This is a genomic window from Amycolatopsis halotolerans, assembly GCF_042647905.1.
GTDB lineage: Bacteria > Actinomycetota > Actinomycetes > Mycobacteriales > Pseudonocardiaceae > Amycolatopsis > Amycolatopsis halotolerans.
Genome location: NZ_JBHRWI010000060.1, coordinates 1 through 23,081 on the forward strand (window position 1 = coordinate 1; position 23,081 = coordinate 23,081).

The 23,081-nt window shown below is 69.1% G+C and carries 13 protein-coding genes and 1 tRNA gene; 10 read left to right on the forward strand and 4 right to left on the reverse strand.

Annotated features, from left to right (window positions below; all coding sequences use genetic code 11):
• Window positions 1-980 (forward strand): tetratricopeptide repeat protein (locus ACFORO_RS38335; protein WP_377896740.1); only part of this gene is annotated, 980 nt, incomplete at its 5' end.
• Between the two features lie 444 nt (window positions 981-1,424).
• Entirely contained in the window at window positions 1,425-1,811 is a 387-nt protein-coding gene (locus ACFORO_RS38340) for a hypothetical protein (RefSeq protein ID WP_377871813.1), read from the forward strand.
• 544 nt (window positions 1,812-2,355) lie between these two features.
• Here the strand turns inward: ACFORO_RS38340 and ACFORO_RS38345 are convergent.
• Window positions 2,356-4,221 (reverse strand): ATP-dependent helicase, encoded by a 1,866-nt coding sequence (locus ACFORO_RS38345; RefSeq protein ID WP_377871812.1) that lies wholly within the window; start codon window positions 4,219-4,221, stop codon window positions 2,356-2,358.
• A 576-nt stretch (window positions 4,222-4,797) separates the two neighbouring features.
• On the opposite strand from ACFORO_RS38345, the gene ACFORO_RS38350 reads away from it, so the two are divergent.
• Together ACFORO_RS38350 and ACFORO_RS38355 are read left to right on the forward strand one after the other, a co-directional pair.
• The gene (locus tag ACFORO_RS38350; protein ID WP_377871888.1) at window positions 4,798-4,872 is read left to right on the forward strand and encodes a hypothetical protein; all 75 of its coding nucleotides are present in this window, start codon (window positions 4,798-4,800) and stop codon (window positions 4,870-4,872) included.
• 262 nt (window positions 4,873-5,134) lie between these two features.
• Window positions 5,135-5,629, forward strand: a complete 495-nt coding sequence (locus tag ACFORO_RS38355) for a hypothetical protein (protein ID WP_377871811.1) — start codon at window positions 5,135-5,137, stop codon at window positions 5,627-5,629.
• 1,113 nt (window positions 5,630-6,742) lie between these two features.
• Here the strand turns inward: ACFORO_RS38355 and ACFORO_RS38360 are convergent.
• The 3 genes from ACFORO_RS38360 to ACFORO_RS38370 all read right to left on the reverse strand — a co-directional run bounded on the left by ACFORO_RS38360 (window position 6,743) and on the right by ACFORO_RS38370 (window position 9,662).
• A tRNA-Arg gene (locus tag ACFORO_RS38360) sits at window positions 6,743-6,816 on the reverse strand.
• A gap of 1,184 nt (window positions 6,817-8,000) precedes the next feature.
• The gene (locus ACFORO_RS38365; protein ID WP_377871809.1) at window positions 8,001-8,432 is read right to left on the reverse strand and encodes a peptidase inhibitor family I36 protein; all 432 of its coding nucleotides are present in this window, start codon (window positions 8,430-8,432) and stop codon (window positions 8,001-8,003) included.
• Window positions 8,433-8,621: 189 nt separating this feature from the next.
• Window positions 8,622-9,662 carry a LacI family DNA-binding transcriptional regulator gene (locus ACFORO_RS38370; RefSeq protein WP_377871808.1) on the reverse strand — a complete coding sequence of 347 codons (1,041 nt, stop codon included), beginning with the start codon at window positions 9,660-9,662 and terminating at the stop codon, window positions 8,622-8,624.
• Window positions 9,663-9,805: 143 nt separating this feature from the next.
• On the opposite strand from ACFORO_RS38370, the gene ACFORO_RS38375 reads away from it, so the two are divergent.
• The 6 genes from ACFORO_RS38375 to ACFORO_RS38400 all read left to right on the forward strand — a co-directional run bounded on the left by ACFORO_RS38375 (window position 9,806) and on the right by ACFORO_RS38400 (window position 23,057).
• Window positions 9,806-11,824, forward strand: coding sequence for a cytochrome c oxidase assembly protein (locus ACFORO_RS38375; protein WP_377871806.1), 2,019 nt, complete (start codon window positions 9,806-9,808; stop codon window positions 11,822-11,824).
• A gap of 103 nt (window positions 11,825-11,927) precedes the next feature.
• Window positions 11,928-13,604 carry an energy-dependent translational throttle protein EttA gene (ettA, locus tag ACFORO_RS38380; protein WP_354747671.1) on the forward strand — a complete coding sequence of 559 codons (1,677 nt, stop codon included), beginning with the start codon at window positions 11,928-11,930 and terminating at the stop codon, window positions 13,602-13,604.
• Between the two features lie 18 nt (window positions 13,605-13,622).
• Window positions 13,623-16,259 (forward strand): hypothetical protein, encoded by a 2,637-nt coding sequence (locus ACFORO_RS38385; protein WP_377896741.1) that lies wholly within the window; start codon window positions 13,623-13,625, stop codon window positions 16,257-16,259.
• Between the two features lie 768 nt (window positions 16,260-17,027).
• Window positions 17,028-22,010, forward strand: a complete 4,983-nt coding sequence (locus ACFORO_RS38390; protein WP_377871803.1) for an NAD-glutamate dehydrogenase — start codon at window positions 17,028-17,030, stop codon at window positions 22,008-22,010.
• Complete coding sequence (locus tag ACFORO_RS38395) at window positions 22,007-22,429, forward strand: acyl-CoA thioesterase (RefSeq protein WP_377871802.1); 423 nt, start codon at window positions 22,007-22,009, stop codon at window positions 22,427-22,429. The genes ACFORO_RS38390 and ACFORO_RS38395 overlap by 4 nt, the downstream gene beginning before the upstream one ends.
• Window positions 22,422-23,057: a hypothetical protein gene (locus ACFORO_RS38400; RefSeq protein WP_116201566.1), complete on the forward strand. Its 636-nt coding sequence runs from the start codon at window positions 22,422-22,424 to the stop codon at window positions 23,055-23,057. The genes ACFORO_RS38395 and ACFORO_RS38400 overlap by 8 nt, the downstream gene beginning before the upstream one ends.
• The last annotated feature ends 24 nt before the right edge of the window (window positions 23,058-23,081 follow it).

Here is a 23,081-nt window from a genome sequence, read left to right on the forward strand (position 1 = left end):
GGTTGCGTGTGCTGGGACCTGACCATCCCGACACTCTGGGCACTCGCAACAATCTGGCATTCTGGCGGGGCGAGTCGGGTGATCCGGCGGGCGCGGCATCCGCATTTGAGAAGCTGCTCGCCGATCGGTTGCGTGTGCTGGGACCTGACCATCCCGACACTCTGGGCACTCGCAACAATCTGGCTCGCTGGCAGGGGGACGCGGGTGATCCGGCGGGTGCCGTTTCCGCATTCGAGAAGCTGCTGACTGATACGTCGCGGGTGCTAGGCCGCGACCATCCCAGCACTCTGACCACCCGCGGCAACCTGGCTCGCTGGCGGGGCGAGTCGGGTGATCCGGCGGGTGCTGCTGCTGCGTTCGAGGAGTTGCTCGCCGACCGGTTGCGGGTGCTCGGCCCCGACCATCCAGACACCCTGGCCACCCGCGGCAACCTGGCTCGCTGGCGGGGCGAGTCGGGTGACCCGGCGGGTGCCGTTTCCGCATTCGAAAAGCTGCTGACTGATACGTCGCGGGTGCTAGGCCGCGACCATCCCAACACCTTGACCACTCGTAACAACCTGGCCGCCTTGCGGGGTAAGGCGGGTGATCCGGCGGGTGCTGTTGCTGCGTTCGAGGAGTTGCTCGCTGACCGGTTGCGTGTGCTCGGCCCCGACCATCTCGACACCTTGACCACTCGTAACAACCTGGCCGCCTTGCGGGGTAAGGCGGGTGATCCGGCGGGTGCTGCTGCTGCGTTCGAGGAGTTGCTCGCTGACCGGTTGCGGGTGCTCGGCCCCGACCACCCCAGCACTCTGGCCACCCGCGGCAACCTGGCTCGCTGGCGGGGCGAGTCGGGTGATCCGGCGGGTGCCATAGCTGCGTTCGAAGAACTGCTTGCTGACCGGCTGCGACTCCTGAGTCCTGGCCACCCCGATATTCTGACCACACACGACGTCCTCGCGTACTGGCGAGATCTGTCTTTCGAGGATCCATCGTCATGATTGGCTCAGTCAATTATTGAAGTTACGGCGATTTCGTAGCCTAGCGAAGCTGCGCTCGATACCCAGCTTCTCGACGCGGAGCTGGCCCACCTGGGGTCCCGATTCGGCTGGGGCGAAGCCAAAGCGTGCGCGGCGCGTGCGGCGCAGGCCGAGCTGCAGCGCTAGTCCAGGACGAAACTTGCTCGCTGCGCCAAGCGCACCCAGCAGAATGAAGGCGCGGGGAATCTCGCGTTTCGCTGGGACCGTACCTCATAGCACGTCCTGTAGTCAGTTCATCCGCGCCGAAATCTTTTCAAGATCAACCCGCCGGCTTCCGGCCGGGACAGTGGGAAACCCCGTCGGATTCCGCGTGCCCTTCTGAGCTGGTCCCGTCGGGTTCGTGGTCAAGGCTTCGGGACCGGTCCCGGCCGCCCGTCTGTATGGTTCTTCGGCGGGGTGGTGCTGGTGGATGCAGTGTTGTGGGTTCTGCAGGGGTTCATGGCTTTCCTCACCGTTCCTTCGGGCTTGATGACTGCCCTGCGTCGGGAGCCGCGAGGCGTCCTTCACGGCGAGACGGTAGGTCTAGGAGGAGGTCCGGGTCCGGCCGCGCGGCTGGGCGGTGTGCTGGTGGCGGCCTGCGGAACGGCGTTGGTGTTGCCGGGCCTGATGAGCAGGGCGACGGTCCTGACGCCGTTTGCGGCTCTCGCGCTGCTGATCCCCGTAGCCGCTGTCCCGACGTTGAAGCTCAAGCGCGGCGACATCGGACCGTTTCGCTGGTTCTTCGGAACGCTCTTCCTCGCGATCCCGCCGGTCTTGGTCGCTTGGGGTCGTCTCGGGCCCTATCCGCTCTGACAGGAAGTTCGCCAGCCGAAGTAAAAGCAAGATTTGGAAGCCTGTATAGGTCTTTCCGGTCGCGGAGCGGGCCCGACGCGTCGTCCGGCACATCAGTGCGAGGTTGTCGCGGGCTGGACGGTCGCAGGTACGGCCTCGGAAAGCGACAGCGAAACGCCCGTGGAATCTGTTCGGCCGGTACTGGCAGGCTCTCGTGTCGGCTCTCGCGTATTCCTGGGATAGCGCGGGTTGCCAAGGAGACCTGAGGCGACCATGGCCCGGCAGAAAGCCGCTCGCTCGACATCCACGTCGCGGTACTGCGCACGAAGCTCGGCAGGCCGGATGGGCGGGACCTCGATCAGGGCACATCGCTGCCGGAAACCTGAACCTCCTGGTCATTGGACTGCCGGTATTCGCGGGCAGCTCACGCGAAGGTTCGGCGGCGCGCAACGTCGCCACAGGCGCGGCATCGTCTGTGTGAGGGCTGCATGGGTGCTGGGGGGTGGACCGGCTTTCCGGTCGTATTGGTGACCTGGCCACGACCAATGGTGGGTAGTGCTGCGGGTTACAGCTTGCTCAGCTTGTGGTCCGCTGTCACCGTCTTGACGCCGTAAGGGGTGCCGAAATCGGCCGTTACGGCTGTTTTGGTCGTCGCGGTCACCTTGCCCATGCCGAAAGTCGTGCTCACCACCCGGTCGCCGACCGAGTACGGATTCCGCGCCGCCACGGGAGCCGCCGGGAACGAACGTCGGACCGGAACGATCTGGTCGAGGAATCGGGAAGGCTTTCTGGGATACCCCTTTTCGCTGACCAGGGCGTGCGAAAGTTCCAGCCGCTCCCTGGCCCGGGTGACGGCGACGTAGAACAGGCGGCGTTCCTCGTCGACCTCCTCCGACGAAGCCGCATAAGCGATGGGGAGGAAGCCCTCCGCGAGGCCAGGAAGCAGGACGGCGTCCCATTCCAGGCCCTTCGCCTTGTGCATGGTGGCCAACGTGACTCCACCACCGCCGCGGGGTGCGTGCTCCGCGGCCGCCCGTCGTTCCAGTTCGCGAAGGAGGATTTCGACGGTTTCCCGTGTGCCGTCCGGTGTCCGTTCGACAAGCCGCAGCAGCGCTCCCAGCGACTCCCATCGATCGCGCGCGGCGCCCTGCCCTACCGGCGGAACGTCCGGGTCGAAGCCGGCATTCTTGAGAACCGACTGCAGTCCGGCCATGCCGGCCAAAGTCGGCGACCGTTCGGCGAGATCGGCCAGCGCTGTCATTGCCTGGCGGATCTCCTGCCTTTCGAAGAACTTCTCGTCGTCGAAAACCTCGGTGGTGACCCCCTCGTCCTGCAGGGCGGTTCGATAGAACAAGACCTGGGACCTCGTTCGAACCAAGATGGCGATCTCGGATGCGGTCGTGCCCTCGGCGACGAGTTCGTTGGCCCGTCCTGCCAGTGCCGAGGCTTCGGTCGCTTCGGTGTCGTAGGTCCGGAGAGTCGGCTCGGGCCCGTCGGGTCGCTGTCCCTTGAGCACCACGCCCGTCGACGCTTGCCCCATGAGCCGGTTGGCGTAGCCCACGATCTGAGGTGTCGACCGGTAGTCCCGGTCGAGCGAGATGCTGACCGCGCCGGGAAAACGATCGGCGAACCCGACAAGCAAAGAAGGGTCGGCTCCTTTGAACGAGAAGATGGTCTGGTTGGGATCGCCCACGACGGTCACATTGCGGCCTTGACCCAGCCAAGCGGCCAGCAAGCGCTCCTGCGAGGGGTCGGTGTCCTGGTACTCGTCCACTACGAAGCACCGGTACCTGTCTCGGAACTGCGCTGCCGCCTCACGGTCGTTTTCGAGCAGGAGCGCGCACTGCTCGATGGTGTCGCCGAAGTCCAACACGGCCTGAGACCGTTTCGCCTGCTCGTACCGTTTGTAGCCGGCTGCCAGCACCGCGGCAGGCAGGTTTCGCTTCCGTCCGCTCTTATTCGCCGCTTGCGCGTACTGGTCCGGTGTGAGCCGGCTTCGCCGCGCCCAGTCGACTTCCTCCCTGAGGTCCCGAACATCCGTGGTCGCGACCGACCGCACCTCGGCTTCCAGCGCCTTGCGGAGAAATGATCCCTGACCGCCCTGGAAGTCGTGAATCATCCGCAGCTCATCTCCGGGAAGGCCGGTCCTCGTCCAGAAATGTTTCAACTGGCCCATCGCCGCACTGTGGAACGTCCGAGCCTGTACGGACACTCCCAACGACCGGATGCGATCCCGCAGCTCGCCCGCAGCTTGGTTGGAATGGGTCACCGCAAGGATCTCGGTGGCCTTGACCTGCTTTGTCACAGCCAGATAGGCAATCCTGCGAGTGATGGTCCGGGTCTTGCCGGTACCGGCGCCGGCAAGAATGCGTACCGGGCCTGGCGGTGCCAGCACAGCCGCACGCTGTTCGGGATCCAGCCCGTCGAGCACCTGCTCCCGCCGCTGAACATCGTCAGCCATCTAAACCCTCCCCGGTTTGGCGCGTTGTTCGAATCAAGACCCTACGACGTGGCTGCGCGGGTGGGGATCACGCCTGCCACTGTCGCTACGGCCGCAGTCTCTTCGACAGCGTCTTCCGGCGACAGATTCGGCGGGCTCGCGCTGAGTCCCGGAGACAAGATGGTGCTGACCGGGAGCATGGCGCGGGACACGAAGAGATCGTCGCGCAGGCTGCGTCCGCGGGTGTCGGAGCGACCGGCAGCGTCAGCTGGCAAATTCGTGTGGTCGTAGCCGCGGACCCGGACTCGTTGTCGGGCAAGGCACGCAAGGCTCGCGAACTCGGCGTTCCGTGGAGGGGGTTGTCCTACGAGATCCTGTGATGGGGCTGCTCAGGGCTTTCGGGGTGAACGAGTGTGTGCGCCACCTGTACGAGACCTATCCTCGATAGTCGTCGGGCGGGAGGGGATCGATGTGCTGCACCTGAGGGTCGAGTGGCCCCACGATCTCGAAGAAGAGCCGGTTACGCTCTACTGTGAGATCGATGTCGATGGTTAAGAGGTTCGCAAGATCGAGCTATTTCACGATGGAAGAATGACGTATGCTGATGCTGATCAGTCAACCGGTGATACGGTGCTAGGGTAAGATCCCTGCGTTGGAGGAGATTCAAGCGCAAGCTGATTTTCTCCCGGAGGTAACCGATGCCGGACATTTCGGTCGAGTTTGGGATGAGGTGCGCCGATCGGCGCAGTGATGACCGTGTTCTCTCGGGTGGAACGGTCGACATAGGCCGGGCGGAATGTGGTCGTGGTTTGGCGATGAGCACTGGTCGGGATTTCGGATCTATGGGCAATCTCGTCTGCGGGAACATGATGGCTCATTTTCCTGGCGCTCCGGGTGGCCGCTGATGCTCGAAGAGACTTTTGTGCGCGATCTGCGAAAGTTGGCGCACGACGTAGGACTCGAAGCGGGTTCATTTGAAAGCGGGCACGATCGCTGGAGTTGCTATCGCAGGGCGATGCGGCTTCCTGGCGCGATCGATCAGCTGATCTCATTGATTGGCCGCGAGCCCGACAATACGATCGCGGCTTCGGTTTCCTTGAGCTGCCTGGAGCAAGTTCCGGGGGTGCTTCGTGAGAGAGTGGTAAGCGCGCTCCCCGACGGTTATTCACAAGATCTCGCAAGGGCGAGAATGGCGGATCTGTCGGTACTTGATGACCTAGTTTCGAGATCGAGTGTCGCTTTTGAGTCGACTTCGATGGAAAGCTGGTCGCAATGGCTGCAGTTGCGTGCCGCGAAACTTTCTTCCAGTCGTAAGGTGCTCGAATATCTTGCGTCCTCGGGGGTGACGAAGCGAATCAGGAGGGAGGCGCTGGCTCGCGCGAAGGAAATAGGTGGCTGAGGCCGGTGTCGCTTGCGCGCAGCTGTCCGGGGCAAGGACGTCTGCTTCCTTCTTGTGTCGACGCTGGCGGCGTCCTCTGCAAGCCTCTCGCAGGTGCCGGACGCGATCGTTGAAGCTGTGGTGATTGCCTGACCGCTTCAGGTTTCAACGCAGCGGCTACCGCAGTCGGCTCTGGTTTGCGGTTGCTTCCGCGCGGCTTCATCAAGGGCAGCGTCGGCCTCGTCGATGTTGGCCTCGGTTCGAACTCTTGGTTGCAGAGCCGCCGCGGCCGTGTCGCTGGTGTCTATCGCGTCGCGTGCAGTCCGACTGGGGCAGCGAGGAGTTCGGCTGGTGAAACCGTACGCCGGAGCTGGGCTTGGCCCGTGTGTCTTTGTCTCGGCCGGGCGTGCCACGCAGGCTGAGCAGGAGTCGGCCGGGTGCAGGCTTGGGTACGCAGCAGGCGGAGTTGCCGTGAGGCCTGTCCGTTCCCGAACTGGCATTGGGTGCTCCGGCAGGCGGGTGTCTCGTCGAGGCAGCAGGAGGCGAGGCCTCGCCGGGGTTCGAGGTGAATGGGCCTGTTTCGGTTGGCGGTTAGGCGGCTTCGCCCGATGCGGCGGCCTCTGTGGACGGTCGGTGCGGCGGTGTTGTCGGCGGGCAGGCGAGGTCAATGCCGAGCGCGAGTTGCTGCGCTCGTCGGCGTCCTCGCGGTGGCTGGTGCGTTGGTGCGGTGGCCGAGTGTGCTGCTTCGGCTGAGGCTGCGACTGGTTGGGGCGTGCTTGCTGTCAGTGGATGCGGGTGCCGGGCGAGGTGGTGGAGTTTGCGGAGGTGTCGTTGGACGAGTCCGGCGCTGCGGGCTTCCTCGAAGAGGGCTCGGGCGGCTCCGTTCCGCGACCGGCGGCTGGGGTCGGGCATGGGCGTTCCTGGCGTGGGCGAGCTTGTTGAGGGCAAGATCACGAATGCGTTTCGGCCTGGTTGAGGTGTCGTGATGGCGGGTAGTGACGCCGTGTCACGGGAGTGCCGGAGAAGGCGACGCGGGCTTGCGGTGAGACGCGGGGCGTGCCCGGCGGTCCGGACGGTTCGACCACCCGGGTATGAGCTGTGCCTGGTCAGGGATTCCCCTGACCAGGCTGTTTGTGCCCCCGGCAGGACTCGAACCTGCGACCTAGAGATTAGAAGGCTCTTGCTCTATCCAGCTGAGCTACGAGGGCCCGGGTGGCCGACAGCTGCTGACCTCCAGCATGGGCAGCTTAGTCATCGCCAATCTCTCGATCGTTCGACACCGTCGAATCGTTTCAGCCTCGGTTCGTCGGATTTGCGGGTCTCCGGGGGCGGAATGCCACAGCGCGCGACGGCTTCGGCACGCACTGCTCGGGGGAACGGCCTCGGGCGGCTGGTGGGCGGCGGTTTGTGCAGCTTGGGCACCTGGATCTCCTGGCGGGGGCGGCGGGTGGGACGGAGGTTCGGGCTCGTGGCTGGTGGAGACTGTGGCGATCTTGTGATGTAGGACGTCTGGCTGGGGCGGTGCCGGTTGGGCGGTTCGGCGGTTGCGGCGAGGTGTCGGGGCGGACCGAGTGTGGTCCGGCAAGCGGCTTTGCGATGGCGTGATCGGATCGGTGTCAGGTCCGCCTCCGAACCTGACGAGTGGCGGTCGCGGACGGGCGGGGCAGCCGTCGCAGCGTCGCCGGGCGACCGCCGGTGCGTGCCGGGCTGATCCACCGGAGTCTGACGTGCGGGCACGGGTGCGTGGGCAGGGCGGACCGGCTTCCGAATCTGGCATCGGCGGGCATCCGCCTGGACTGCGGCGGACCACGGCGGGGCCCAAGGAGTCTCACGGCGGGACCCAGGCCAACCATGGCGGTAGCCAGGTCTGCCGCGATGGAACTGAGACCTGCCGCGGAACCCAGGCTTGCCGCGAAGGCGGCCTGACCTGCCGTGAAGGAACCCAGGCCTGTCGCGAACGAAGTCAGGCCTCGCATGGTGGAAGCCTGACCTGCCGTGAAGGAACCCAGGACTCTCGCGAACGAAGTCAGGCCTCGCGTGGCGGAAGCCTGACCTGCCGCGAAGGAACCCAGGACTGTCGCGAAGCAAGCCAGGCATCCCACGGCGTAAGCCTGACCTGCTGCGACAGGACTCAGCCCCGCAATGACGGAAGCCAAGGCCTCTCACGACGAAACCCAGGTTCGCCTGCGAACGGACCCGGGCCTCGCCTCCCGCTCCCAGGTCGGGGCCGGGAGCGGGAGGGCGAGGGGTCAGGGGCCCGTGGGCGCGGGTCTTCCGGGCTGCGCGCCCACGGGCCGGGGGCCGCTCGGGGGTGCGGCCCCCGGGCCGGCGAACTTCGGCTGCGAGTCGACTCGGCCTGGAGCTCGCCTTGTTCGCCTGGCCCGGTCTCGGGTTATTCCCACACTTTCAGGGCACGCACCGCGAACGGGGACTGCGGAACGTACGTGCCGCCGCCCGGATAGGTGATGAAATCGCCCTCGGTGGAACAGTCCGCTCCTTGGTAGATCGTGACGTCGCGGGTCATCCGGTTGACGAAGGAATGTCCTTGGAATCCCTCGGGCAGGGGAATGCAATCACCCGGATTTGCCGTGCGCAGGTCATAACTCTGTGCTCCGCCGGAATAGGTTTCGCTGTCCCACAGGCAGAACTCTCCCGCGTTGCAGGCGGGTGCCGGGGGAGTGGCCGGACTGGCTTGCGCTAGGCCGGAACCGGTCAGGAGACCTGCGGTGACCAGCAGCAATACGCCGGGCAGGCGGGACGGGGCGGCGGTGGGCCAGGTGCGGCGGCCGGGGAAAGGCAGGGACGGCAGCAGGCGGCGGAACATCGTGGGAACTCCCCCTCAATCGAATGCGGTGCCGGGCGAAGAGGCCGGGCGGTATCCCGGGAAACCGGGCATGTCTCCACCTTGGCGGGTTTCGCACGGTTTGTCTGCCCGCATTCCTACGTCTGTGGACAAGTAGTTTCCCGTCACTCGTACGAGACCTAGTTGTCCACAGATCGCCGAGCGGTCTTGCTAAATCGCCGCGGTGCTTTCCCGGACCGCCAGCGACACCGGGAGTTCGACCGGCGGCGGGACGGGGGCGGCGGCGAGGAGGGACATCACCAGTTCGCCCGCGACGCGGCCCTTGCCCGCCAGGTCCTGGCGGACGGTCGTGAGAGGTGGTTCAGACCATGCGGCCTGCGGGGTGTCGTCGAAGCCGACGATCGACACGTCGGCGGGCACGCGCAGGCCCAGCCGGTGGGCGGCGGCGATGGCGGCGAAGGCGAGCTGGTCGGACATGCACAACAGTGCCGTCGGCCGCACCGAGGCGGTGAGCAGGTCGGTGGCGGCGGCGCGGGCGGTCGAGGCGGAGAGCCACGGGGCTTCGGTGATGGAGATGTCGGTGATTCCGGCGGCGGCCAGGGTGTCGAGGTAACCGGCGAGGCGTTCCCGGGTGCCGTGGAAAGGGCTGGTAACCGCGGAAAGGCGCGGTGCGGCGAGGATTCCGAACCGCCGATGGCCTAGCTCCACTAAATGGCGTGCGGCCAACGACGCGCCGCCGCGGTCGTCGCAGCCGACTCGGGCCGTGTCCGGAAGGGGTGGCTGGTCGATGACTACCAGCGGCAAACCCCGTGCGCGCACGGCTTCCAGCGCGGGCGTGCCGTCGGCGAGGGAGTACGCCACGGCGATATCCGCTTGTGCGGCCAAAACTCGCGCCGCCGGCGGGCCCTCCTGGGCTTCGTGGCCGGGCAAGAGCAGCAGCGCATTGCCGGTGGGTTCTACGGTTTTCGCGAGCGCGTCCAGGGTGATCGACAGCGCGGGGTCGGAGAAGGCCGCCGACAGCGACGAATCGAGCAGGAAAGCGATCGCGCCGGTGCGGCTCGTGGCGAGGCTGCGGGCGGTCGGGTTCGGTCCGGGGTAACCGAGTTCACCCGCCACGCGCAGAATCTGCTCCCGCAACTGCGTCGACAGCTGGTCAGGCCGGTTGTAGGCGTTGGACACAGTGGCGCGCGACACCCCGACCGCCTCCGCGACGTCGTCCAGCGTCGGGCGGCGGCGACGGCTGCTGGTCATCGGCGGAGCATAGAGGAAAGCCTTGCCGCGCACCGGGTTCCGCCCGGCAACCCGGCTCGACCAGCGCAAACACCGCGAGCGAGCGATCCGGGGCGAAACCCACCCCGGTGCCGGGCCGCGCGCGACCGGCCTAGTCTCGTAGCGTGAGCTCGGAACCTGTGACGAAACCCGCCCCGGACCGCGGACGCAAGACGAGTGTGCTCCCGCTGCTTTCGGTCGGAGTCGTGCTCGCGGCGGTCGTCGCGGTCGGGCTCGTCGCGCTCACCGGCGGCGCTGGCTACGTCATCGCCGGGCTGCCGGACCCGGGACTCGTCACGCGGTACGGCGTCACGGTGGCCCGCGTGCTCGCCGAGGCGTCGTCGGTCGTGTGCGTCGGAGCCTTGCTGCTCGCCGCTTTCCTCGTACCGCCACAGAAAACCGGCACGCTCGCGCCCGAAGGGTACGCCGCGGTCCGCACCGCCGGAATCGCCGCGTGGGTCTGGTTCGCGGCCTCGATCCTGTCGGTCGCCTTCACCGCCGCGGACAGCGCGGGCAAGCCGTTCGGCGACGTCCTTTCCCCGGACACGCTGCTGAGCCTCATCAGCGCGATCGAACAGCCCAAGGCATGGCTGTGGACGGCGCTGATCGCGATCCTGCTCGCCCTCGGCTGTCGCCTGGTGCTCAGCTGGGGCTGGACGGCCGTGCTGTTCTTCCTGGCCGTCGCCGGGCTCGTCCCGGTCGCGGTCACCGGGCACTCGGCGAGCGGCGGTTCGCACGACCTGGCCACCAACAGCCTCCTGTTCCACCTCGTCGCGGCCGCGCTGTGGGTCGGCGGCCTGCTCGCCGTGCTCGCGCTCGGCTGGCGCCGCGGCAAGAACCTCAGCCTCGCCGCGCAGCGGTTCTCCAAGCTCGCCCTGGTCTGCTGGGTCGTGATGGCGGTGTCCGGCATCGTCAACGCGCTGGTCCGGATCAACCTCGGCGACCTGTTCACCACCGACTACGGCCTGCTCGTCGTCGCCAAGATCGTCGCGCTGCTGCTGCTCGGCGTCTTCGGCCAGCAGCAGCGCAGCCGCGGCGTGGCGAACCTTGTCGACGGCAAGGGCGGCAGCCAGCTGCTCCGGCTCGCGGCCGTCGAAGTGCTGATCATGTTCGTCACCATCGGCATCGCCTCCGGCCTCGCCCGCACGCCACCGCCGCCGGACGCGGTCACCCAGCCGGGCACCGTCGAACTCCTCATCGGCTACGACCTCCAGGGCCCGCCGACGTTCTGGCGGCTGCTCACCGACTGGCGGTTCGACCTCGTCTACGGCACCCTCGCGATCGTTCTCGCCGGCCTCTACCTCGCCGGCGTGCGGCGGCTGCGCAAGCGCGGCGACGCCTGGCCGGTCGGCCGGATGGTGGCGTGGTTCGCCGGCTGCCTGGTGATCCTGCTGGCCACGTCGTCGGGCATCGGCCGGTACGCGCCCGCGATGTTCAGCGTGCACATGGGCACGCACATGCTGATGTCGATGGTCGCGCCGGTCCTGCTGGTGCTGGGCGGCCCGGTGACGCTCGCCCTGCGCGCGATCCAGCCCGCCGGTCGCGACGCTCCTCCGGGGCCGCGCGAATGGCTACTGGCCGCCGTGCACTCGCCGGTGTCGCGGTTCCTGACCAACCCGATCGTCGCGCTGCTGCTGTTCGTCGGGTCGTTCTACGGGCTGTACTTCTCCGGCCTCTTCGACAACGCGCTCAACTACCACTGGGCGCACCTGGCGATGAACGCGCACTTCCTGCTCGTCGGCTACGTCTTCTACTGGCCGGTGATCGGCGTCGACCCCGCGCCGCGGCGGCTGCCGCCGGTCGGCAAGCTCGGGATGATGTTCGGCGCGATGCCGTTCCACGCCTTCTTCGGCGTGATCCTGATGAACATGCAGACCGTGATCGGCCGCGAGTTCTACACGTCGCTGAAGCTGCCGTGGGTCGGCGACCTGCTGACCGACCAGCGGCTCGGCGGCGGCATCGCGTGGGCGTCGGGCGAGGTGCCGGTGCTGCTCGTGCTGATCGCGCTGCTGGTGCAGTGGGCGCGCCAGGACGAGCGCGAGGCGAAGCGGCGCGACCGGCGCGAGGAGAACACCGGCGGCGAGGAACTGGCCGCCTACAACGCGATGCTGAAGAACCTCGCCGAGGGCAAACGGGCCGAATGACGCGGCGGAAAATCATGCTGTCCGCGTGACCTCGACCTGACCCTCGGTAGCACGGTGGTGACCGCCGTCAGGCCGCCGGAGGAGCCACTCTACGATCGATGGCATGGCCGAGTTCATCTACACCATGAAGAAGGTGCGCAAGACCGTCGGGGACAAGGTGATCCTCGACGACGTGAGCACCGCGTTCTACCCCGGAGCCAAGATCGGCGTCGTGGGCCCGAACGGCGCCGGCAAGTCGACCGTTCTCAAGATCATGGCGGGGATCGAGCAGGCCAGCAACGGCGAGGCCTTCCTGCAGCCGGGCGCGACCGTCGGCATCCTCATGCAGGAGCCGGAGCTGAACGAGGAGAAGACCGTTCGGCAGAACGTCGAGGAGGGCCTCGGCGAGACCAAGCAGAAGCTCGATCGCTACAACGAGATCGCCGAGCTGATGGCGACCGACTACAGCGACGCGCTGATGGAGGAGATGGGCCAGCTCCAGGAGGAGCTGGACCACGCCGACGCCTGGGAGCTCGACGCGACCGTCGAGCAGGCCATGGACGCGCTGCGCTGCCCGCCCGCCGACGAGCCGGTCACCCACCTCTCCGGGGGCGAGCGCCGCCGGGTGGCGCTGTGCAAGCTGCTGCTGTCCGCGCCCGACCTGCTGCTGCTCGACGAACCCACTAACCACCTGGACGCCGAAAGCGTGCTGTGGCTGGAGCAGTTCCTCTCCAACTACAAGGGCGCCGTCCTCGCCGTCACCCACGACCGGTACTTCCTGGACAACGTCGCCGAGTGGATCATGGAGCTCGACCGCGGCCGCGTCGTCGGCTACGAGGGCAACTACTCCACGTACCTGGAGAAGAAGCGCGAGCGGCTCGAGGTCCAGGGCAAGAAGGACGCCAAGCTGGCCAAGCGGCTCAAGAGCGAACTCGAGTGGGTGCGGTCCAACGCCAAGGCGCGCCAGACCAAGTCCCGTTCGCGGCTCGACCGCTACGAGGAGATGGCCGCGGAGGCGGACAAGCACCGCAAGCTCGACTTCGAGGAGATCCAGATCCCGCCGGGCCCGCGTCTGGGCAGCGTCGTGGTCGAGGTCGAGAAGCTGCGCAAGGGCTTCGACGACCGGGTGCTGATCGACGGGCTCTCGTTCGACCTGCCGCGCAACGGCATCGTCGGCGTGATCGGCCCGAACGGCGTCGGCAAGACGACGCTGTTCAAGACCATCGTCGGGCTCGAGGAGCCGGACGGCGGGTCGGTCAAGATCGGCGAGACGGTCAAACTGTCCTATGTGGACCAGAGCCGCGGCGGGATCGACCCGAAGAAGACCGTGTGGGAGGTCGTCTCGGACAAGCTCGACTACATCCACGTCGGGCAGACCGAAATGCCCTCGCGCGCTTACGTGAGCGCGTTCGGCTTCAAGGGCCCGGACCAGCAGAAGCCGGCCGGCGTGCTGTCCGGCGGCGAGCGCAACCGGCTCAACCTCGCGCTGACGCTCAAAGAGGGCGGGAACCTGATCCTGCTGGACGAGCCGACGAACGACCTGGACGTCGAAACGCTCGGCTCGCTGGAGAACGCGCTCGAGCAGTTCCCGGGCTGCGCCGTCGTGATTTCCCACGACCGGTGGTTCCTCGACCGGGTCGCGACGCACATCCTCGCCTGGGAAGGCACCGACGAAGACCCCGCGAAGTGGTTCTGGTTCGAGGGCAACTTCGAGGGCTACGAGAAGAACAAGGTCGAGCGCCTCGGCGCCGAAGCGGCTCGTCCGCACCGGGTCACCCACCGCAAGTTGAAGCGCGACTGACCGGCGCGGGGGTCCCGAGTGGAAACCAGCAGGCACAACCGGCCCAGCCCGTCCGCGACCGCGGACGGGCGGCCCGCCGTTGCCAGTGGCGGGACCCTCGCCGACCTCGGTCGGCTCATCGACCGGGCGGAATCGCTGCGCTTCCGGGCGCCGGAGCTTTCGCTGGTTCTCGGCGAACGCTCGGCGGCGCTCGCGGAGACGGCGGGCGCGGACGGGCACTGGATCCGGGCGGAAGCGCTCGTGGTGTCCGCTCGCGTGCGGATCGGCAAGAGGACGTCCACAGTCGGCCGCGCGGTCGCGGCTTTGCGTGCGGCCGAGCACGCCGGATACGCCACGACGGCGGCGCGGCTGCGCGTTGACCTCGCGGTGTGCGCGCGCAGCCTCGGCGTCCCGCTGATGGGGCTGGCCGCGCTGCGTCCGGTGCTGTCCGAGGACGTGCCGCCTTCTCTGCGCGCGGAAGCGTTGTGCCACCTCGTCGGATGCCTCGCCCAGTTCGGCCGGAAGGCGGAGCTGGACCGGGTGCTCGTCGAGGCGGACCGGCTGCTGGTGGCCGACGATTCGCTCGACGCGGACGACCGGTTGCTGATGCGTGCCTTGCTGCGCAACGGAACCGCGGCGCACCGGCGCCGGCACGGCGACCTCACGGCGGCCGCGGACGCCGCGCGCACCGGGCTCGGCTTCCTGGAGAAGATGGACCGCCCCGGCGACGACGGCGGTCTCGTCCGGATCCGGCTCGTGCTCCAGTTGGTGAGCACGCTGCTCGACCGCGGCGACGCCGACATGGCGTACGACATCGCCGAACCCATGCTGCGCGAACCGGTCCGTGCCGCTGGCGTCGCGCCCGCGGCGTGGCTGCGGCTGGCGGTGGCGACTCGCATCCACCTGCCCTCCGGTGCCGGTGACGCCGCTGCCGAGCTGGTGGGGGAGGCCGTCGCGGCCACCGACCGGCACGGGCTCGCGGCGGTCACCGCGCGGTTGTGGCTGGAGCTGGCGCAGATCGAGGAGCGGTTCGGCAGCGCGGAAGAGGCCATCGGCTGCCTGCACCGGGCGCGGGCCGCGGAACACGTGCACGCGCGGGCCCGGCGCCAGGCGTGCGGGCTGATCGCGGGCGAGCTGGGTGCGGAATCGGTGGCGTCGATGGATCTCGACGACGTCCTCGCCGCGTCCGCCCCGCGCGACGGACGCCCGGTGTCGATGGAGGTGGAGCCGAGGGTCGCGGCCGAGGAGACCTCGGTGATGCCGGCGATCCGCGACGTCCCCGCCCCGCGGCCGGATCCGGTCGCGGCCCCGCTGCCGGTCGTTCCGGCGCAGGTCGAGGTGGCCGCGGAGCCGGCTTCGGCTCGGGTCGAGGCGGCGGAGAAGAAGCCGGCGTGGTCGTTCCGGCGCGCCGCGGCGGAGGCTGAGGTCGAGCAGACGTCGGTGCTGCCCGCGATCCGGGAACCGGAGGAGGCTCCGCGGACTGGCGGACGGCGGCGGGCTGAGGACCGCAAATCGCCGGTGCTGCCGGGGTGGGCGCGGCCGTTCGGGCGGAAGGGCGCGGAAGCGCCCGCGCCGCGGAAACGGGCGGCCGAGGACGCTCCGGTGCGGGCTGCCGCTGCGGAGCCGGTCAGCCAGGCGCAGGCCGGGGACGGCCGCCGGGCGAAGGACATGCCGGTTCGCTGGGCAGACGCGCCGCGCGGAGCGGAGAGCGCCGGAACCCGGCGGACGGAAAGTGCGGCCGGGACGCGGGCCGCGGAGGACGTGCGCGGTCGTCGGGCTGAGACGCAGCAGCGGCCGACTCGAGCCGCGGAGAACGCGGACGAGGCGCCGGTTCGCCGGGCGGAGAAGCCGCAGGCCGCGGAAGACGCGCCCGCGCGTCGGGAAGAGACGCAGCCGGCCGGGACGGCGTCGGTCCGTCCGCTGCGGGCGGCGGACGACACGAAAACGCCTTGGGCGCGGGAGGAAACCCCGCGTCGCACGGCGGAAAAAGCGCCGGCCCCGGCCGCCGAGACCTCGAAAGACGAGCCGCGGTTCTCGCTGCGGATGCCGGATCTGTCGGACCTCCTGCCGGAGTTGCCGCTCGCCCCGGCTCCCGCGGAAGAGGGCGCCGCGCCGCTGTGGGAAAGCGCCGAGTGGGCGCAGGAGGAAGCCGCGCGCCGCGATTCGCGCGGACGCAAGACCCGGCACGACGCCGAGCACGGCTCGGTCGCCGCGAAGTCCGTGCTGGACCGGCTGGGCATCACCGCGACCGGCGGAGGCGGGGGACGCCGCCGGGCCGACGAGCCCGGACGTCCCGAATCCGCCGCGGCGGAACCGGAAACCCCCTCGCGGGACAAAACGGAGCTGGCCCCCGCGCCGCGTCCGGAGGAACCCGAGCCGGTCGAGGAGCCCTGGCTGCCCCGGCTGCGGATGCCGCCCGCGCTGGACCCGCTGTCCGACATCGACGCGTGGACCCCGGCGGAGCAGCCGTTCCCGGAGAGCTACGCGCGAGCCATCGCGGAGGACGAACCGCCGCCGGACGCCGGACTCGCGGAACTGCTCGCCCGCGCCCTCGCCGAGCACCAGGCAGGGACGGCGAGCGCGGCGGCGCTGGTGAAACGTCTCGGCCCGAACGACGAGCCGAAGCCGATCAACGGCCGCGCGACCGCGGACCGGCACCGCAACAACGGCGACTGAAAATTCTTGCCCCGCAGGGGATGCGCTGGCTCGGCCGGGCGGATTCCGCAGCGGGGCAGGGGATCGCGCATCAACGCGGCTTTGGCTACGGACCACGGCCGGAGGGCGACCACGCGGCCCGCGCTGCTGGGGAAATCCCGCGGCTTCGGCCCCGAAAAGTCCGTGAGGGGAACCCTGAGGGAATCAGATTCCCTCAGGGTTCCCCTCACGGACTTCCGCGGAGGTGAGCACATGCGGCCCGCTCCGGCTTCGGTCGCCCGCCGATTTTCGCGCTGTACCAAGCGGTTTTCCCAGTCACTGGCTGGACGCGCCGAGATCATGCGGCACAACCACCCGGACCCGCCGATCTGCGCGCACCCGGGACTTGCCCCATCCTGGAAACCCGGCTGCTCCTCCCAGCCCACCCGGCTCCGTCCTCCGCAACGGAAGAATTAGCCCGTACGGGTGGGAATTCTCGCAGGAGGGGGAGGCAACCTTTTCCGTTCCCGCCGCGGGCGATACGAGCACTGAACCGATCCCGAAGCCACCGCCGCGCCGCCGAAACACGTCCTCCGGCCTCGTGCCAAGCCTTTTGCCGAAAGCCGCCCGCGCCGAACCCGTCGGTAGCTGAACCGATCCCGCGCGGGCGCGTCGCCGGGGACCCCGGAAACGAACCTTAAGTCTTTCCCCGCCGCGCACGGGGGCGCCTCGGGGCGGATTAGGGTGAGGGATGTCCGGCACGTTGTGGTGACGGACGCATCTCGGTCTCGCACACTGGAGAGTTGCTCAATGAGCTCGACGGGAGTCTCGTCCCCGCCCGATGTCGGCACCGAAGCCGGCGCCGCCCGCCGCACGGCCAGCCCGGAACAGATCCGGGACGAGCTGATCGACACCGCCGCGGCGCAGGCGCCGGAGATCGCGGACCTGATCCGCTTGTACTACCGGCACATTCCGGCCGACGAGATCGTCGGCGACGATCCGGTCGCGCTCGTCGGCGCGGTGCGTTCGCACCTGCAGCTGGCGGACAAGCGCATGCCCGGACGCCCGGCGGTCCGCCTGCTGAACCCGACCACCGCCGAGGACGGCTGGACGCGCGACGCGACTGTCGTGCAGGTCGTCACCGACGACATGCCCTACCTGGTGGACAGCGTCACCGCGGAGTTCGCCCGCGACGGCGTGCAGGTGCAGCGCATCGTGCACCCGATCGTCGTGGTGAGCCGCGGCCTGACCGGCGAGCTGGAGGGCCTGCACCTCGACGCCGACCCGGCCGATCCGCCCGCCGGCGCGTCCGCGGAGTCGTGGATGCTGGTGGAGATCGACCTCGTCACCGACCCGCAGCGGGCGCGCGAGCTGGACAACCGGCTGTCGTCGGTGCTCGGCGACGTGCGCGAGGTCGTCGAGGACGCCGAGAAGATGGCGCAGACCGCCTGCTCGCTCGCGGAAACCCTCGAACAGAACCCGCCGAAGCTGCCCGGCGGCGGGGGCGAGGTCGTCGAGGGCGCGCGCTTGCTGCGCTGGCTCGCCGACGGCCACTTCACCTTCCTCGGCTACCGCAAGTACGAGCTGGTCGACAGCCCGCAGCCGGACAGCGACGAGCCCGCCCTGCGCGCGGTTCTCGCGTCCGGCCTGGGCGTGCTGCGCCAGGACAGCCTGGCCGCGCGCAGCCTCACCGCGGGTCCGGACAGCTCGGTCGACGCGCTCGCGCCGTCGCTGCTCGTGCTCACCCAGGCCAGCGCGCCGAGCACGGTGCACCGTCCGGTTTATCCGTATTACGTCGGCGTGAAGACGTTCGACGAGCACGGCGAGGTCACCGGCGAGCACCGGTTCCTCGGCATGTTCACCACCACCGCGCTGCACGAGAACGTGCTCGACATCCCGGTGGTCGGCCAGCGCGTGCGCGCGGTGATCCACCGCGCCGGGTTCCCGATGGAGTCGTTCTCCGGCCAGCGGATGCTGGAGGTCCTGCAGAACTGGCCGCGCGCGGACCTGTTCTCCGCGGACACCGATTCGCTGTACTCCACCACTACTGGCGCGATCACGCTTTCGGACCGCCGCCGGCTGCGGCTGTTCCTGCGCCGCGACCCGTACGGCCGCTTCTACTCCTGCCTGGTCTACCTGCCGCGCGACCGCTACACCACGCGCTCGCGGCTGGCGATGCAGGAAGTGCTGCTGGAAGAACTCGAAGGCACGCAGCTGGAGTACAGCGCGCGCGTCGGCGAGACGCTGCTCGCGCAGGTGCACTTCATGGTGCACACCGACCCGTCGAACGCGGTCGAGCCGGACACGCTGCGCATCCAGGAGCGGCTCAACGCCGTCGTGCGCAGCTGGGACGACCGGCTGGTCGAGGCGATCATCGCCGAGCGCCGCGAGCGCGCCGGCGACGGCGGCCCGATCGGCATGATGGGCGAGGAGTCCGCGGTCGACCGCGGGCAGCGCTTCGGCGCGGTGTTCCCCGAGGCGTACAAGGAAGATTTCACCGCCGAGGAGGCGCTGGCCGACCTGGCCAAGCTCGACACCCTCGCGGACGAGGGCGACCTCGCGCTGTCGTTCTACCTGCCCGCGGACGCCGAACCCGGCGAGCGGCGGTTCAAGCTCTACCTGCGCGGCGAGGGCGTCACCCTGTCCAAGGTGCTGCCGGTGCTGCAGGCGATGGGCGTCGAGGTGGTGGACGAGCGGCCGTACGAGCTGTTCCGCGAGGACGGCGGGGCCAGCTGGATCTACGACTTCGGCCTCCGCGTGGACAAGAAGGGCCTCGAAAACGCCGACGAAACGGCCGCGCACGAGCTGCGCGAGCGATTCCAGGACGCGTTCCACGCGGCGTGGCAGGGCGAGGCGGAGGTCGACGGCCTCAACGCGCTCGTGCTGCGCGCCGGGCTGACCTGGCGCCAGGCGGCGGTGCTGCGGGCCTACTCGCGGTACCTGCAGCAGGCGCGCAGCCCGTTCTCCCAGGCCTACATCCAGAACACGCTCGTCAAGCACACCGAGGTCTCGACGAAACTGTTGCGGCTCTTCGAAACCCGCTGCGATCCGCAACTGTCCGATGTGGACCGGAAGACGCACGCGGAATCGCTGACCGCCGAGATCTCCTCGATGGTCGACGAGGTCACGAGCCTCGACGAGGACCGGATCCTGCGCCGGCTGCTCGCGGTCATCAACGCGACCCTGCGCACGAACTACCACGTGCGCGACGCCAACGGGAGCCCGCGCCCGTACCTGGCGCTCAAGCTCGACCCGAGCGGCGTGCCGGAGCTGCCCGAGCCGCGCCCGAAGTACGAGATCTTCGTGTATTCGCCGCGCGTCGAGGGCGTGCACCTGCGGTTCGGCGAGGTCGCCCGAGGCGGCCTGCGCTGGTCGGACCGGCAGGAGGACTTCCGCACCGAGATCCTGGGCCTGGTCAAGGCGCAGGCGGTGAAGAACGCGGTGATCGTGCCGGTCGGCGCGAAGGGCGGCTTCGTCGTGAAGCGTCCGCCGCGGGCCACCGGCGACGCCGGGGTCGACCGCGACGCCCAGCTCACCGAGGGCATTTCCTGCTACCGGATGTTCATCTCCGGTCTGCTGGACCTCACCGACAACCGCGTCGAGGGCGAGACCGTGCCCGCGCCGGACGTGGTGCGCCACGACGCCGACGACAGCTACCTGGTCGTCGCGGCGGACAAGGGCACCGCGAAGTTCTCCGACATCGCCAACGAGGTCTCGGCGCAGTACGGATTCTGGCTCGGCGACGCGTTCGCCTCCGGCGGTTCGGTCGGCTACGACCACAAGGCCATGGGCATCACCGCCAAGGGCGCGTGGGAGAGCGTGAAGCGGCACTTCCGCGAGCTGGGCAAGGACACCCAGACTGAGGACTTCACCGTCGTCGGCATCGGCGACATGATGGGCGACGTCTTCGGCAACGGGATGCTGCTGTCCGAGCACATCCGGCTGGTCGCGGCGTTCAACCACATGCACGTCTTCCTCGACCCGAACCCGGACGCCGCCTCGACCTTCGCGGAGCGGCGGCGGCTGTTCGACCTGCCGCGCAGTTCGTGGGACGACTACGACCGTTCGCTGATCAGCGAGGGCGGCGGGATCTACCCGCGCTCGGCCAAGACCATCCCGATCACCCCGCAGGTCCGCGCGGCGCTCGGCCTCGACGAGGGCGTCACCAAGCTCGCGCCGATGGACCTGATCCAGGCGATCCTGCTGGCCCCGGTCGAACTGCTGTGGAACGGCGGCATCGGCACCTACGTCAAGGCCGAGAGCGAAAGCCAGGCCGCGGCGGGCGACAAGGCCAACGACGCGATCCGCGTCAACGGCAACCAGCTGCGCGTGCAGGTCGTCGGCGAGGGCGGCAACCTGGGCCTGACCCAGCTCGGCCGCATCGAGTTCGCCCGCAGCGGCGGCAAGATCAACACCGACGCGCTCGACAACTCGGCCGGCGTCGACTGCTCCGACCACGAGGTCAACATCAAGATCCTGCTGGATCACCTGGTGGCGGGCGGCGAACTGCAGCACGCGCGGCGCAACGAGCTGCTCGGCGAGATGACCGACGAGGTCGGCTCGCTCGTGCTCGCGGACAACTACCGGCAGAACGCGGTGCTCGGCGTCAGCCGGGCGCACGCCGGGCCGATGGTGTCGGTGCACGCGCGGCAGGTGTCCGCGCTGGTCGCGAAGGGCGCGTTCGACCGCAAGCTGGAGGCGTTGCCGAGCCCGTCGCAGTTCCGCGCGCTGGAGAAGGCGGGCGAAGGCCTGACCTCGCCGGAGCTGGCGACGCTGCTCGCGCACGTGAAGCTCGACCTCAAGGACGAGCTGCTCGCCTCCGACCTGCCCGAATCCGAGGTGTTCACGCGCAGGCTGCCGGAGTACTTCCCGGCTCCGCTGCGGGAGCCGTTCGCCGCGGCGATCACGCAGCACCCGCTGCGCCGCCAGATCATCACCACGCTGATCACCAACGAGCTGGTCGACGGCGGCGGCATCTCGTTCGTCTACCGCCTGATGGAGGAGATGAACGCGACCGCCACCGACGCGGTGCGCGCGTACGCGGTGGTCACGCACGTCTACGACCTGCCGAAGCTGTGGGCCGAGATCGACGCGCTGGACAACGTGGTGCCGACCGCGGTCGCGGACCGGATGGTGCTGGAGACGCGGCGGCTGCTCGACCGGGCCGCGCGCTGGTTCCTCACCAACCGCCCGCAGCCGCTCGCGCCGCTGGCCGAGATCAACCGGTTCGGCCCGGTGCTCGCGGAGCTCGGCCCGAAGCTGGGCGAGCTGCTGCGCGGACGCGAACTGGAGTCGGTGGAGCAGGACGCGGCCGGGATGGTCGAGGAAGGCGTGCCCGCCGGTCTCGCCCGCCGGATCGCGCTGCTGCTGCACAGCTACGGCCTGCTCGACGTGGTCGAGGTGGCGGAGCTGGCCGAGCAGCAGGTCGGGCTCGACGCGACGCACACCCCGGCCGACACCGCCGAGCTGTACTACGCGCTGTCGGACCACCTGGACATCGACAAGATGCTCACCGAGATCAGCGCTCTGGAACGCGGCAACCGCTGGCACGCCCTCGCCCGGCTCTCGCTGCGCGACGACGTGTACGGTTCCCTGCGCGCGATCGCGCTCGACGCACTGCGGCACAGCGACCAGGACCTGTCCGTCGACGAGCAGATCGAGCAATGGGAGAAGGCCAACGCGTCGCGGCTTTCGCGGGCGCGCGTGGCGCTGGACGAGATCACCCGTTCCGGGCGGCTCGACCTCGCGACGCTGTCCGTGGCCGCGCGCCAGATCCGGAGCACGGTGCGGTGACATTCGTTTCCCACGTCCAGCCGCGATGGTCGGACATGGACGTGTACGGGCACGTCAACCACGCCAATGTGGTGACGCTGCTCGAAGAGGCCCGGGTGCCCGTGCTGTTCGGCGAAGCCGAGCGCGCGGGGCTCACCGAGCTGCCGAAGGGCGTCGTGGTCGTGAAGCTCGCCGTGCATTACCGCGCGCCGATCGTCGCGACGCCCGGCCGCTCGGTGCGCGTGGAGATCACGCTCGCCGAGCTGAAAGCCTCGACGGTGACGCTCGGATACGTCGTGCGGACCGGCCCGGACGCGGCCGATCCGGTCGCGGTCACCGCGGAGACCGTGCTGGCCCCGTACAACACGGTCGAGCTCCGGCCGCGCCGGTTCAGCGACGGGGAATCGGAATTCCTCAAGCGGGTGCTGGCCGATGCCTGAGCTGCGGATCCCCGATCCGGGCGACCGGGAGACGCTGAGCGCGTTCGTCGCCCGCGCGGTGCGGCTGGACGGCACGACTGCCGTCCGGCTGCGCCGCCGGGGCGACGACGTCGTCGAGGCGTGGACGGCCACGCCGTTCGAGGTCCTCGCGACCCGCGCGGTGGCGGGGACGGTGACGCCCTCGGACGTCACGGTGTCCGGCAACGAACTGCTCGCGGCGCTCGCCGTCGCGGGCGGCGAAGTGATGGACCCGGGTCCGGCGCGCGATTTGCTGTGGCACGCCGAGCTTCCGGTGTCGGACCGCTGGCAGAAGGTCGACGAGCTGCCGGTCGGCGTGGTGTCGGAGCTGGCCGACCGCGGCGTCGCGCTCGCCCGCGACAACGCCGGGCCGCACGGCACGCCGCCCGCTTCGCTGATGGACCAGGCGGTGCTCACCGTCACCGGGGGAGACCTCGAGGTCAAGGTCCAGATGCGGTGCCTGTTCGCGTTGTCCGGCATGGGTTTGTTCGATTCGTCGATCGACGGCGACGTGGTCCGCGTGACCGCCACCGATTCGTGGCTGCGCCTCGACGCCCGCTACGGCGCGGTGCTCAAGCGGCGCCAAGCGTTGCTGCCGTTGCTGTTCTGAGGCGATTCTGCTGGCGGGCGCCGC

What these genes read in the sequence shown, in the direction of transcription:
- ACFORO_RS38365 (WP_377871809.1), bottom strand. Translation starts at nt 8,432, where the DNA reads ATGTTCCGCCGCCTGCTGCCGTCCCTGCCTTTCCCCGGCCGCCGCACC.
- ACFORO_RS38390 (WP_377871803.1), top strand. Translation starts at nt 17,028, where the DNA reads ATGAGCTCGACGGGAGTCTCGTCCCCGCCCGATGTCGGCACCGAAGCC.
- ACFORO_RS38370 (WP_377871808.1), bottom strand. Translation starts at nt 9,662, where the DNA reads ATGACCAGCAGCCGTCGCCGCCGCCCGACGCTGGACGACGTCGCGGAG.
- ACFORO_RS38355 (WP_377871811.1), top strand. Translation starts at nt 5,135, where the DNA reads ATGCTCGAAGAGACTTTTGTGCGCGATCTGCGAAAGTTGGCGCACGAC.
- ACFORO_RS38400 (WP_116201566.1), top strand. Translation starts at nt 22,422, where the DNA reads ATGCCTGAGCTGCGGATCCCCGATCCGGGCGACCGGGAGACGCTGAGC.
- ettA (WP_354747671.1), top strand. Translation starts at nt 11,928, where the DNA reads ATGGCCGAGTTCATCTACACCATGAAGAAGGTGCGCAAGACCGTCGGG.